This is a genomic window from Clostridium sp. BNL1100 (assembly GCF_000244875.1).
GTDB lineage: Bacteria > Bacillota > Clostridia > Acetivibrionales > DSM-1351 > Ruminiclostridium.
On the sequence record NC_016791.1, the window covers coordinates 4,199,641 to 4,213,308 of the forward strand.

Here is a 13,668-nt window from a genome sequence, read left to right on the forward strand (position 1 = left end):
CCTACTTTCCCATGTGCTTGTCGGGTTGTATCGTCAACCCCTAGAAGAATAACTTTCAAATTATTCAACTCCTTTCGTCATATTAGTTTTATATATGAAATAAGCACTAAACCAATTGTTCAGTGCCTCTCCAAACCATTATTACTCATGAACTTCAATAAAATCATCTTTAGATAATAAAAAACGGACTAGAATCATTTGAACTTTCTTGTTTTTTTAAGCTTTACAAACATGAATTAATCTCCTTCGATTTTATTTCTTTTCCTCTTCAAATTGCCGAATATACTCGTTATAATTTGATAAAATATAATCATCAATGTTCGTTTTACCGTTTTCCCACCTTGACAATAATGACTCACTGCAACCGCAGTACTGACTTATATCAATAAGCCGTACCCTGTTCCTCTTCCTCCATATTTGATATTGCTCACGTTCTTGTAAATTTGTTATTACTGGCATAACTAAACCTTCTTCCATTCAAAAATTTTTTGATTAATAAAAAAGAAGAGTCAAATGGGTAACTGATATATATAAGCACCCTAACCCCTCTTCTTTCCTGGTTTTTTCTTTTTTTCTTGTATGATTTCTTGTTCAATTTCTTTTGGCTTTGGAACAATGATTCCGTTCAGAGCATCTATCCACAGTGGATATAATTCTTCTGGTATTGCTTGCTTTTGCCCCTCCAACATTGATATGTAATTTTTGCTGACATTTAGACAGTCGGCAATATATTGTTGTGTCATGTCCTTATGTAATCTCAACATCTTTAACTTAAACCCTGATAGCATATTCCACCTGCTTTCTCAAATTTTATAGTAAGAGGAAGTCAAAATGACTTCCCCATACTTGGTTATACTTACGCTATTGTCTTTTTAAGAACTACAACGCCGTCGTCTGCAATTAGCTTAGTAGCATAAATAAAGTCACCTACAACATCAGTTGCTTTAAGTAATGCCTGTCTCTGTAACTCAATGTTAATATCCCTCTTTGTCATATAAGCAAGTGCATTTTTCTTCACTACAAGAGTTATACACTCATTAAGTGTTGAATCGTATGTACCATGGTCAGCACAAAATACAGGTATGTTCCTGTAGTAGCCAATAAGACCATTTCTTATAATTCCGTTTCCATCTGTAGTATAAGTCTTATTCTTATCAACAAATTCATTCATTGCATAAAATGAATCAAGCAATAGAGAGTTAATAACTATACCTGCCATATCCTCTGTATCCTGTTCATCAGCAAATAAATTCATTCCAGACGCCAATTCAGCAGCCGTAATTGCTTTTGCATCTGCTGTTGATTTCTTTAAAGAAGTAGTTAATGCTTCAGTAATCAAATCTGTATCAAGTTTTCTCGCAAATACAATACCTTGCTGAGTTGCACTTTCATTTACTTGGTCTCCGAAGGCAGTAATGTCATCAATATCGAATACTCTAACCGCTTTACCAATCTGCTTAATTGTTGCTTGACTCTTATCTTGATCAAGACTCTCAGGTACAAGTGGAGTACCTTTTGTCATTACAGTTGCCTCTCCAATGGTCTTAAACTTAGGAAAAGTTACTGTATCACCTACAGTTGTATTTTTAAGAAATCCCAAATCAACTGCAAGATTAGCAACCTTTACTTTTCCTGCAAACTTTTCTCTTACAATTCCTGCGTAAACCTCTGTAATAATTAAACTCATAATATTCACCTTATCCTTTCATTTAATCAACTTCTGTTATAAAAATGGGCATAAAAATACCCTAGTCATCATTCTAACTAAGGTTGTTATGCTAGTTTCTTATAAAGTTCTGGATTAGTTTTAAACAATTCCATACGCTGAGCGTAATTCATTTTTTGAAATTGTTCTTTTGTAATCCCTTCATTCTTTTGATGCGTTGATGGCTTGAAACTCCCTGATAATAAATGAGTATTTAAAATCTCAGTTACTTCTTTAGCCATACCCTCTACATCATCAGAATTAAGATATTTAGCCAATCCTGCAGGTAAATTATTCTTAGTTAATGCATCCTGAATAAGATACTGTTTTTCTTTGGCTTTTAACTCGGCTTCTTTTGCTAAAAGTTCCTGTTGTTTTGCTTCCAGTTCTTTTTCTTTGGGTCTAAGTTTAGCTAATTCATCTTCAAGTATTTTCTTTTCTTGTACATACTTGGTTCTGATTTTATCCGACTCACTCTGTAAAGCTTTTTCAAAGTCCTCTTTACTCAAAAGTCCTTCTTTAGCCATATTCTGTGCTTCAACCATAGCACTTTCAAATTCTTCCTTGCTTAAATTTTCTTTCCATTCCATAAATAAACCTCCATTTCATATTTAGTTGTCCATATTTGCCCTGTAGACCAGTTCAAACTGTGACACCTATAAGTTTGTTATATAAGTTTGTTATTGTATATATTTAAAGGCTCATAAAGCCGATAAACCAAAATTAAAGTAAACTCCATCATTACTCAAAAATTTTTTGAGTATAAAAAAAGAAAGATATAAGCGGTCGATACTCATATCCTTCTAATATGATGATGATGGAGGTGTAGCCCCAAAATTTATTTTATTATTATATACCATAAGTTAAAAAATTATATTTATGTCTGAAATCTACTATCCATGCATGTTTTCGGAGTTTTCTATTACTTCACATATTTTAGAACGTGCCTTTTTCATAGATTCTCTTTGGTATTGTAATTGCATTTCTCTAGCACACTCATCACAATATTTTTGTTTATTGTTTTTTTGTATCCTTCTCCATCTCTAGTATCTCTTGAAGGTGTTTTATAATTGGCTGTTTATGCGTGTTTTAAGAATTTTCTATTTTTCTTCCAGTCCAATTTTCACGTTTCCATTGATTTTTTTGCTTTTGTTTAATTTCTTTAGCACAATCATTACAGTACTTGGTTTTGTTATTTTTTTTGTATCCTTCTCCATCTCTAGTATCTCTTGAAGGTATCCTGAAACTAACTATATATGCATGTTTTAAGGGTTTTCTATTTGCGAGAATCTTAAATATCTTTCTTTTTGTATAATTTTGTTGCTTTTTATGTTTCCCTTAAATACCATTAAGACAAATTTATATAAACCTTAAAAGTATTGATTTTAAAGGGTTTTAAAATATACATAAATTGAAAAACGGCTAGAAGTAGCTTATATTAATAGTTTTAGCTCTGCTAACATTTTCTTTTTTTTCTCATTAGTTCTTTTTGATAATTATTTCTATGCTCTTTAAAACAACTATCACAATATTTTTGTTTTGTTGTTTTTTTGTATCCTCCTCCATATTAGCCTCTCTTGAATGTGTTCTAAAAGGTACTAATATCAATAGTTATAAGGAAATCACGTTACTTCACTGAATTGTTTCTTGCTTTTTTCATACTTTCTCTTTGGCATTGTAATTGCATTTCTCTAGCACAATCTTCACAATATTTTGTCTTATTATTCATAATAGAAAAATTATTGTTATACTTTGAAAACCATTATTCATAGGTGTTTTAAGAGTTTTCTATTTCGTTAGATTTCACAGAGACGTGTATCACCACATGACATACTCAAAATTTATTTTATTATTATATACCATACTAGTATCTCTTGAAATATATCTCAAATACAGCCATATCAATGGTTTAAAGCATTTTAAAAAATTCTAGTGGTTATTACTCCACCATTCTCTTTTTGATTTTTTTTCATTCTCTTTACTACATTCTTTACATAATTTATGATTTTTCCCTTGAATCTTTATTAATTTACCGCCCCCAATATTCATTCTAGCCATATTCACCATAAGCATAATCTTCTTCGAAATTGACATTACTTTTTAATCTTTCTTATATTCGTTTTTTTATGAGGTAAAATGTTTCTTATTGGAGTAAACGAAGTGTGACTATCTTTAACATCAGTATCAGATAAAGCAACATATTTACGGGTCATATCCATCGTGGTATGTCCCATTATTTTTTGCAAGGTTAGTGCATTTCCACCATTGCGTAAATAATATAGTGCAAAACAATGTCGTAATGAATATGGAGTTATGTCTGTACCAAGTGTCTTTGAATACTTTTCAAAACGTCTTGATACAACGTCTGCATTTAATTTCTCTCCTGTACTACTAGAAAATACTGGCACATTTTCATCCCAATCATCAGGTCTTAAATTGATAATTTTCGTAATTGGTCTTATTGTATCAATACTTAGTGGTAAAGTTCTCGCCACTCCTGTTTTTGCTACTTCAGCAGATACAGTAACGCAATTATGCTTTAAATCAAAATCTGATATTTTCAAAGATAATGCTTCTTTGGGTCTAATTCCATTGTCTAGCATCATAAGCATTAATGCAAAATCTCTTAGACCCACAAATGTAGTTTTATTAGGGATAGTTAATAGTTGTTGAAATGTATCAATCGGAATATCAATTATTTTGTCTTGTACTTTTCTTTTTGATAGTTTTTCCATTGGGTTAGAAGATATTAAGTCCTCTTCCTTCAAGTAGTCAAAGAAATTTTTTAAATATGACCGCCGAAGATTATAAGTTGCAGGTTTAATATCCTCTCCCATATATTCCATTACGGATACTTCAAGTTGCTGAATTGCATTTGGATGCCTTCTAAAAAAGATATTTACATGTTTGTCATAATCTCGTATTGTTCTTTCACTTACTCCTTGTGCCTTTTTGTACAATAAAAAATCTTTGAGTTCCTTTTCCCAATCGACCTTTTTAGTTTGTTTAATTTTCATGTTATAACCTCCTTTGATTTTTAAATACAAAAGAGGCAATCCACTTATCTCTAAGACCTAAAATTACAGGTCAGTGGACTCATCGTATTATATTACAACTTTCTAAAGGAATCAAAAAAGCCAACAACCGCATAGTTGCTGACTTTCAGGATTTTTGGCGTCCCGGACAGGAATCGAACCCGCATCAGTGGAACCGGAATCCACCGCTTTATCCATTAAACTACCGAGACAAATTGATAAGTCCACTGATATATTATAGACTATTGAAGCTCACTTTACAACAAAGGCGATTGAATTCTTTTAATATTCGGCTATAAGTTAAAGTTACAAATAAACTATTAAAATATACCCACATTCGCAATACCTGGCATTAGTTTCATGTATAGTTTTACAATTAGGACATTCTTTCATAAATCCCCCTAGAACTCTTACTCAACTTTTTATTTTATTCCTATATCACCCTTGCAATACTTGCTATAGCCATTGCTGCCGGAACCAATAAAAGTTGTGCCAGCATGGTTCCTACTATAAGTCCGCACACAATGAATATAACACAGCGGCTGAAATCCAACTCTGTACACTCCCCTTTTATAACATCATCTGTCATCATTGATATGTAAGGGTCAATAAACAAAAACATAAGGATTGTTGCAACGCCGTTTATTGCTGATGACAAGGTACTGCAGGTTGTTCTGAACTCAGGATAGAGACATCCGGCATATAATGAAGCAAGTACGCCGACAGTTGATATAGAGGATGTGATTACATTTAACAATACTATTTTCTTTGGTATCCTTCTTAAACTTTTCAGTTGAGACAGGTTGTCCTTTTTAGGAATAGTGATACTCCTCTTGAACTGTTCTATGCCGGACTTTGAAAATCCATGTAGAATTAGTCTGGGAACAGACCTGTAAACACTAAAAGACTCTACTGCTTTTGTAAAAACTCTTATAAAGGTAGGCAGAAGCATTGCACCGATAATTGTAGCAAGGGTGGCTGAAAGTAAAATCCACCTGAAAATATGCAACATACCATCTGTATTTCCGCCCTCAATACTTTTTTCAATGGTTTTTGCAAGCAACGGGGCCTGAAATGTATTAGCTGTCCTTGATAGGAGTGCAAATACGTTAAATATTGCAAAAGCAATTGCTATTCTCCCCGTCTTTACACCTACTATTCTGACACTGTAGGCTAGAGTTCCTACAACATATATTACAAGCGTCAATACAAGAACGGCTATAACTTGTACGGTCATTTATGAATACCTCCATTATAAAATGTAAGTATTCTACATCTTTATGTCCATTACCTTCTATATAAGGTAATATATTGCACTACCACTACATAAAAAAATCCCTCTGTGCATTTTTTGCATAGACGGATATTTTCTACAAGCCCTGACCTACCTATAATCTCATTATAATCAGTGATAGCAAATATTGAATTGCAGAACTGATTAGTGCATTCCAGCAAAACACAAGAACAAACACCAGTCCTCTTACATTGTTAGATAACCTGAACAGCACGCAAAGTCCCCTGGTAATTGCACCGTTAAACCAGAAATATGACAGTATTCCCATAACGGTTGTTATAAACAAGAGAATCATTGAGTCAGTGGAAAACGTCCACCTGCTGCTAAAGTAAATTAAAATGTCCATAGGAGTTAATAGAATGTTAGCCAGGATATAAACCTTCATAACCTTTGTAATAAGGCTGGAATATGTATTCACCACAGAAGCATTATATCCCTCACTCCTCTTCTTGAAATGCTTTATAACGTCAAAAACAGGGTATGAGAAGCAAATCACATCTACAAACCCTATTATTAACGCAGTTATAATTAAAACCGCTGCCGTTTTAAGATTAAAACTTAAATTGGTTATAAAAAAACCCTTTGGATTTTGCGGGTTAAGTATATAGAAAATAACATCCCGCAAACCTACAAAAACTATGCCAATATAAAGCCACATACTTTTATCTGTAAGCTTTGAATAAAAGTCTTTTTGCAGCAAAAAAAGATCAATAATTGTATTGTATTTCGATTTCATTTCTGCTCCTATCACAAAACGCATTTATCATTATATATAATATATATTATTTAACAGAGTTCAATCAATATAGCAAGATATTTTTAAAATATTTCTATTAAAATATATGCGATTGCTGCAATACTTCCGATAAGGGCAGAATTTATTATAAGAATCTTCATAAACCGAGATTCGTTAAACTTTCTGTTTAAATGTTTTTTACACGCCGACTTTTGCCTTTCTTTCGGCACAGTTGCCAAGTTACCCTTGTTTTCCTTAACATAGTTATTAATTATTGCTTCTGCCTCCCTTAAAATAAATTTGTTATTGTAAACTGAACCTCCCTCGCTTTGCTGTTTTTTTTCATTATCGCCGCTTTGTGCATCTTGTTTCATTACCAGAATAGCCTCCTCAAACAGGTTTGAATGTATGTCTCTGAGCACGATTACTTTTTTTTCCTTACCATAAAACATAGTATCCTCCATAAAGAACATTTATGGTTAGTTTGTGAATATTTAACATAATTATTCAATGTTAATTCACTATAATGGTTTCCAAATTTTAGAAACAATAACCATCATGTCATCTACGGGTTCTTTGTCCTTACAACGGCTCAATGCTTCCTCCAGAAGATCATCTGCAATTTTTTGAGGATTCTTGCTTGTCATTTGTGAAATAACATTTTGAACCTCTATAATGCTATCATCACTGATTTTAAAGGAATCCACAATTCCATCAGAAACCATTACAATATACTCTCCGCTATTAACATTTTTGTGAATCAGCTCAAGTTCGACATTGCTCAATATGCCTGCCGGAAGTGACGCAGCCCTTATGGTTTCAACATAATCAGCCCGTTTGATAAAGGTAGGAGCGGCACCCACCTTTACAAATTCCACTTCTCCGTCATATAAATCCACAACAGAAATATCAATAGTAGCAAAGGATTCATCATTGGATTTAAGCACAAGAATAGAGTTTATCAGTTTTACCGTTGTGTCCTTGTCAAACCCCGATTCCATAAACTGTTCTATGAGATTGACCGTTGCCTTGCTTTGGAGACATGCTTTATGACCTGTGCCCATTCCATCGCTTAGAGCAGCAATATATTTACCGTCACCGCTGTTAAGAAATGTATAATTATCTCCCGACACATGTTTCTCATCTTTTGCAACCCTTGCAACACCCGTTATTACCTTAAATGTTTCTTCCTTCACAAGCTTTATACTGCACACGTCCGTTTTTGGATTAAGGCCGCAGTCACTTCCGTTCTTCACCATCTTGCAGCCTATAACATCAGACACAACTTTTTCTACACAGCCTATACAGCTTCTTTTTCCTCCGCAGCCTTTATATGATAATGAAATTTCATAGTTCCCGTTTTTGTTCTCATATACAACTGCTTCAACATTGCGTAAGCCTTTTTTGCTAAGTGCCAAAAGTATATTGTTTTCAATATCCTCCTTAAAAATAATATTTGTATTTAATTCAACTGCCAGATTGGAAATTATTGTTGACATGCTCCTCATTTGCTGTGAAACAAGGCCTCTGCTTTCACTAATCCTGCTCCGCCAAACCATATCGACCTTGAATAATTCATAGGTATAGTTAATAGCCTTTACAAATTCACCAATACGCTCACACCTATCCAGGAAATACTGTGGAATATCCTGCTGCTCTATCCAGCCCTTGCAGTCCAGTTTCTCAACTATTTTAAAAAGTATCTGGTATGTATTGCAGAAATTCTGTTCCCAACAATGGCTGCACAGACTACAGTCCTTGCAAACCCTGTCTGCAACTCTATCAAAAATGGCAGTTATGTCATGCTTTTCGGTAATTGACCTTGTTTCAGAAATTTCATCAAAGGTTTTAGCCATTTCTCCAAAGGCTTTTGAGAATTTGTTCAGCTTGTCCACAGTAATCTCTTTAATTCGCATACTGTAGCCTTTTTTGTCTCCTCTGGCTTCCAGTGCTTTATTAAATTTGTTTACCACTATATCCGTAACTTTATTCGGTATTAACATAAACAAAATAATTGCCACAATTATTTCATACAGATATATAAGGACTTCCGTAGACCCATTGGTATAAAACGTTAAAACTGCATTTCCCATCAAAACACCCATGCATGAGCCAACTTTCCCCATCTTTCTCAAAATTCCTGAAAGTAAACCGCAAAAAGCATATGATGAAACCATAAGCGGTGACGAATTCGACGAAATACTTATTACCGTTCCAACAATTACACCTATGGCCGCTCCGTTTCCTGCCCCGGTTCTATAGCTGAATACTAAAATTATAAGAATACATAGAATATTTCTAAGACTGACCCCAAGTACAGCCCATGTACCCAGCCCTCCGATAGAAAGTGCACAGGCTATAGCTATACTTAGAACCTCTTCGTTTGTAAGGACATGTCTCTTAGTGGTGCTGCCCATTACGTCAAGGACATTTTTAAACACAAATACAAGTGCAAAAATCAGGAACCCGTTCAGAAGGGATTTTAAAACATCATATAGAAGAAAGCCTTGTTTATATGTAATAACCATTTCAGGTATAAGAACACCAGCAAAAGCCGTTATAGCCGTTCGCAGAGACGAGCCTACGCTTTTTTTAAAAGGAATATTTATGGCATTAAACAGTAGCATGGACACCGCAGCAGTATATATCTGGATTGTAGCTCCCGAGGTCAGCATTCCTGCAATTATCGCAAGTGCAATTAAAACCCTGCTTAAATTCAATCCAAGAGTAGCGGCATACAAAGCTATGCCAAATGGCATCAAACCGCCCATCAGGGATATCCTGCCCAGCAGAAATGCTGCCGGAATTACAATTAGATTTAATTTATTAGTCCTATTCAAATAGTCAAGCAGCGCTACTGATTTTGAACTGCTGTTTTTGTGAAGTTTCTCTCTGAATCCACCTAAATTATTGTATGGAAGTGTTTCTGTTTTCATTTATCTAGTGACCCCCCGCCTTTTATCTTCTGTGTGATTCCCGGTTACAGCACGCAGGATTGATTATAAGGCAGGAGTATAAAAATATTTGTCACTTTTGGTACTTAGGAAATAAGATATTTTAGACAGTTATTTTCAAAATATCTTACTTTTATAACATTAATTAAAGTATATCTTCCTAAGAATAACTTTAAGTAAAATATAAATAATTACATTTTATGTCATTCATGTCGAAAACTTCTATCTGTTCTCTTCAATAAGTTTATGTTTAATATCCCAAAGCCTTTGAGATAAGTCTACATAATATTCATGAGGGAACTCAAAACGCTTTACTTCATCCCAAAGAGAATCAATTTGCTCCTTGCAGTATTTTCTGGTTTCCCGGATTGACGGAACGTCATACATTTTTTTGCCGCCTATAAATATGGGTACCAAAAGTTCCCTTGCAGTAAAATCAGTAATTGTCTTACGTTTCCATGTAGCTTCGGGATCAAAAATCTCAAGTTCCTTTGTTTGATCGATGGTTTCATCGTATACACAAAGTTGGTCTGCAATAGCTTTGCCGGTTTCGTTTTCAAACAGGCGGTAAACTTTTTTAAAGTGGGGATTGGTTATCTTTGTTACATTTTCACTCAGTTTTATCTTTGGAATAATTTCACCATTTTCATTTTCAATAGCACACAGCTTATAAACACCGCCGAATACAGGTTCACTTTTTGAAGTAATCAGCCGTTCTCCTACCCCAAAAATATCAATACATGCCCCCTGTGAAATCAAATCACTGATTATATATTCATCAAGAGCATTTGAGGCTACTATTTTACATTCAGTAAGTCCTGCATTATCAAGCATTTTTCTGGCTTTTTTTGATAGATATGTCATATCACCGCTATCCAAACGAATTGCACATTTTGTAATGCCCTGCGGAAGTAAAACTTCCTTAAATGCACGTATTGCATTTGGAACGCCGCTTTTAAGTACATTATATGTGTCAACAAGAAGTGTGGTATTATTGGGATATAGTTCACAATAGGTCTTAAAAGCCTCATATTCACTATCAAACATTTGAATCCATGAATGAGCCATGGTTCCGCCTGCGGGTACACCGAAGAGTTTGTCTGTCATAGCGCATGAGGTTCCTTCGCAGCCTGCAATGAAGGCAGCCCTCGCTCCAAGTACGGCACCATCTGCCCCTTGTGCTCTTCTGGAACCGAATTCCAGAACTGTTCTGCCTCTGGCTGCCCTAACTATACGGTTAGCCTTGGTAGCAATAAGGGATTGATGATTAATTGAAAGAAGTATAAAAGTCTCAATAAGCTGGGCTTCAATAACCGGTGCTTTAACGGTTATTATTGGTTCATTGGGAAAAACAGGGGTTCCCTCGGGAACCGCATATATGTCTCCGGTGAACCTGAAGTTTGTCAGGTACTCCAAAAAGCTGTCTGAAAACATATTCAGGTCATTCAGGTATTTTATATCATCTTTTGAAAAATGCAGGTTTTCAATATATTCAATAACCTGCTCAAGACCGGCAGCGATAGCAAAACCGCCTTCATCAGGTACTTTTCTGAAAAAAACATCAAAGTATGCAACTTTGTCGGCAAAACCATTTAGAAAATATCCGTTGCTCATTGTAAGCTCATAGAAATCACATAAAAGAGCATAAGTTTCATCAGTCATAATAGTATAATCCTCCATATAATAATGCAAATAAATATTTTACATATAAAAGTCTCATTATATTCAAGAGTATATACCAAACACCATAAAAATTACAGTAAGACCAAAATGATTGACGATTAATATTGTGAAGAATAATATTATATATTGGGTACATTAAAAATCTGCTATAGGGGCTGTAATATTTAATGAAGAAAAATATTAGGGATTTCATTTTAATTAATGTAGGATTACTTCTGGTAGGTATAGGTATTTGTTTATTTAAAATACCCAACAATTTTGCAACAGGTGGAGTAAGCGGACTTGCAATAATAGCCAGCAGTTTCTTCAAAGACATAGACGTAGGCCCTATGATGCTTATAATAAATGTAGCCCTGCTTATTGTAGGATTCATTTTTCTAGGCCCGGATTTTGGCTCAAAAACAATGTATTCCAGCTTTGCCCTTTCAGGAATAGTATGGGCTATCCAAAAAATATATCCGTTAAAGCATTCTCTGACAGACGATATGATGCTTGAACTTATATTCTCAATTATTTTTCCTGCCATAGGCTCGGCCATTGTTTTTAATCTCAATGCCTCTACAGGAGGAACAGACATTGTAGCAAAGATACTCAGTAAACATACGAACCTGAACATTGGAAAAACTCTGCTGCTGACTGATTTTCTCATTGCAGCCGGAGCTGGAGCGGTCTTTGGAATAAAAATAGGAATGTACTCCATTTTAGGTCTTTCTCTTAAAGCTTTTGTTATTGATCTTGTAATGGAAGGGTTCAACGTTAGCAAGCAATTTGTTATTATCAGTTCCAAATCTGATGAGATAAAGGAATTTATTGTAACCCAGCTTCATAGGGGAGCTACTATATATAAAGCCGAGGGCGCATTCACCCACAAGACTGAGGACGTAATTTCTACCGTTCTCAGTAGAAGACAAGCGATAAAGCTCCGAACATATATACGCAGTATAGACGACTCTGCATTTATAACCATAAGCAATACTTCTGAAACCATAGGTAAAGGCTTTAGGAGTATATAAAAAAGAGGATACAAAGCTTTTTATACTCTGTACCCTCATATTTTAATCTATTTTCTTGGCTCTATTATCTGTTATCCTGCTTTTAGGAGTTGGATTGTGTACTACACCATAATCAGGAAGGTCTTGCCATCCTCCATACCAAGCCCTTTGATAAATCCCTCAATTCCCTTCCAAGTGAAGGTTTTTTGTAGAATATCTTTACAAGTGTTTCACTGTCAGGGTCAAGGGCTGCAATGCTGTCTATCATATATTCATCCCTGATAAACTCCTGCAAGTACTGCTGTCCATATCTTAATACTAAGGCTCTGGCTATCTCCGTAATGTGGCATCTTCTTTTATACTTACAGCCTTAACCAGTTCAGCCAACCTCTGTTCATCACTCTTAACCCTCTTGTCCTTTTTCTGAACCTTCTCAACCTTTGGGGCTTTTAGGCAACCACAGAACTTTGTATGCCCTTTATGTATCATTCCCTCTGATTTTATATTATTTTTATATGCAAGGTAATGGCTATCATAACTTTCTTTGATTATTAAGTGGATAGTATGGGAATAATAAAATGCATTGCTTTGATTTTTTTCAATTATCATGCAGGAATAAAGGTGAGTTAATGTTCAAGAAAAAGAAGAAAAAGGATAATATTCAAAAGGTTCAAATAGTAGAGCAACAACCAGATGATATAACTGGCTCTGAGATTGACCCCCACACTGGTCATGCCTATGATACTAAGGAAAACATCATTGATAAGAAGGTATTCAATAGGAAAAGAAAAAGGTGGAAGATATTTTACTACACTCTTACTATTGCCCTTATTGTGATTTACTACCTCATATTGGTGTTGTTGGGCAAGAATGGAGTTGACATAGAACAGAAAACAAGGCATGAACTGTTTGCTACTACTATGTATCTGGTAGGATTTACATTGGCTGTATTTGTATTGATGCTGCAATTGAGAGAAGCCAAGAACTTTGCAAAACTTAGAAGAAGTATATATTGGCACAATTTGGAAATAAGATTATATCTAACCTTGATATTAGAAACTATAGCTGCTTTTACTGGATTGATTGATATGGTACTGAAACCATTCTTTATGCCCATGTACCTTTTAAAGCTGTCCTGTTTATTAGCCCAATTCCTGCTGTTTGTAGCAGTCCCTTATTTTCTCCTGCTCTTTCATTATAGACACTTGAAGCTTGCATTTCTGCATGATAAATCCTGTACAAACCTGTTATAGTCCTCTTGGAGAGTAA

Annotated in this window: 14 protein-coding genes and 1 tRNA gene; 2 read left to right on the top strand and 13 right to left on the bottom strand. The window is 34.7% G+C overall.

The annotated features are described in order from the left end of the window. Positions 1 to 252: 252 nt before the first annotated feature. The 11 genes from CLO1100_RS18000 to CLO1100_RS18050 all read right to left on the bottom strand — a co-directional run bounded on the left by CLO1100_RS18000 (position 253) and on the right by CLO1100_RS18050 (position 11,386). Complete coding sequence (locus CLO1100_RS18000; RefSeq protein WP_014315201.1) at positions 253 to 459, bottom strand: helix-turn-helix transcriptional regulator; 207 nt, start codon at positions 457 to 459, stop codon at positions 253 to 255. A gap of 80 nt (positions 460 to 539) precedes the next feature. Further along, entirely contained in the window at positions 540 to 788 is a 249-nt protein-coding gene (locus tag CLO1100_RS18005) for a helix-turn-helix transcriptional regulator (RefSeq protein WP_014315202.1), read from the bottom strand. Positions 789 to 856: 68 nt separating this feature from the next. Further along, positions 857 to 1,687: a hypothetical protein gene (locus CLO1100_RS18010; RefSeq protein WP_014315203.1), complete on the bottom strand. Its 831-nt coding sequence runs from the start codon at positions 1,685 to 1,687 to the stop codon at positions 857 to 859. An 86-nt stretch (positions 1,688 to 1,773) separates the two neighbouring features. Beyond that, positions 1,774 to 2,295: a hypothetical protein gene (locus CLO1100_RS18015; protein ID WP_014315204.1), complete on the bottom strand. Its 522-nt coding sequence runs from the start codon at positions 2,293 to 2,295 to the stop codon at positions 1,774 to 1,776. Positions 2,296 to 3,798: 1,503 nt separating this feature from the next. Then, entirely contained in the window at positions 3,799 to 4,722 is a 924-nt protein-coding gene (locus CLO1100_RS18020) for a tyrosine-type recombinase/integrase (protein ID WP_014315206.1), read from the bottom strand. A 155-nt stretch (positions 4,723 to 4,877) separates the two neighbouring features. Next, positions 4,878 to 4,952 (bottom strand) — tRNA-Arg (locus CLO1100_RS18025). Positions 4,953 to 5,173: 221 nt separating this feature from the next. Continuing rightward, positions 5,174 to 5,977, bottom strand: coding sequence for a lipid II flippase Amj family protein (locus tag CLO1100_RS18030; protein ID WP_014315207.1), 804 nt, complete (start codon positions 5,975 to 5,977; stop codon positions 5,174 to 5,176). Between the two features lie 151 nt (positions 5,978 to 6,128). Beyond that, positions 6,129 to 6,770, bottom strand: coding sequence for a hypothetical protein (locus CLO1100_RS18035; protein ID WP_014315208.1), 642 nt, complete (start codon positions 6,768 to 6,770; stop codon positions 6,129 to 6,131). Between the two features lie 83 nt (positions 6,771 to 6,853). After that, positions 6,854 to 7,222 carry a hypothetical protein gene (locus CLO1100_RS18040; RefSeq protein ID WP_014315209.1) on the bottom strand — a complete coding sequence of 123 codons (369 nt, stop codon included), beginning with the start codon at positions 7,220 to 7,222 and terminating at the stop codon, positions 6,854 to 6,856. A gap of 69 nt (positions 7,223 to 7,291) precedes the next feature. Continuing rightward, positions 7,292 to 9,706, bottom strand: a complete 2,415-nt coding sequence (gene spoIIE, locus CLO1100_RS18045) for a stage II sporulation protein E (RefSeq protein ID WP_014315210.1) — start codon at positions 9,704 to 9,706, stop codon at positions 7,292 to 7,294. A gap of 240 nt (positions 9,707 to 9,946) precedes the next feature. Next, complete coding sequence (locus CLO1100_RS18050) at positions 9,947 to 11,386, bottom strand: nicotinate phosphoribosyltransferase (protein WP_014315211.1); 1,440 nt, start codon at positions 11,384 to 11,386, stop codon at positions 9,947 to 9,949. A gap of 188 nt (positions 11,387 to 11,574) precedes the next feature. On the opposite strand from CLO1100_RS18050, the gene CLO1100_RS18055 reads away from it, so the two are divergent. Beyond that, entirely contained in the window at positions 11,575 to 12,420 is an 846-nt protein-coding gene (locus CLO1100_RS18055) for a YitT family protein (protein WP_014315212.1), read from the top strand. Between the two features lie 112 nt (positions 12,421 to 12,532). On the opposite strand, the gene CLO1100_RS21330 is transcribed toward CLO1100_RS18055, so the two are convergent. Together CLO1100_RS21330 and CLO1100_RS20885 are read right to left on the bottom strand one after the other, a co-directional pair. Then, positions 12,533 to 12,667 (bottom strand): hypothetical protein, encoded by a 135-nt coding sequence (locus CLO1100_RS21330; RefSeq protein WP_278244380.1) that lies wholly within the window; start codon positions 12,665 to 12,667, stop codon positions 12,533 to 12,535. 62 nt (positions 12,668 to 12,729) lie between these two features. Beyond that, positions 12,730 to 12,888 (bottom strand): hypothetical protein, encoded by a 159-nt coding sequence (locus CLO1100_RS20885; protein ID WP_187288898.1) that lies wholly within the window; start codon positions 12,886 to 12,888, stop codon positions 12,730 to 12,732. A 140-nt stretch (positions 12,889 to 13,028) separates the two neighbouring features. Here CLO1100_RS20885 and CLO1100_RS18060 point away from each other — a divergent pair, with 140 nt between their 5' ends. Next, positions 13,029 to 13,652, top strand: a complete 624-nt coding sequence (locus tag CLO1100_RS18060) for a hypothetical protein (protein WP_041700332.1) — start codon at positions 13,029 to 13,031, stop codon at positions 13,650 to 13,652. Positions 13,653 to 13,668: the final 16 nt, after the last annotated feature.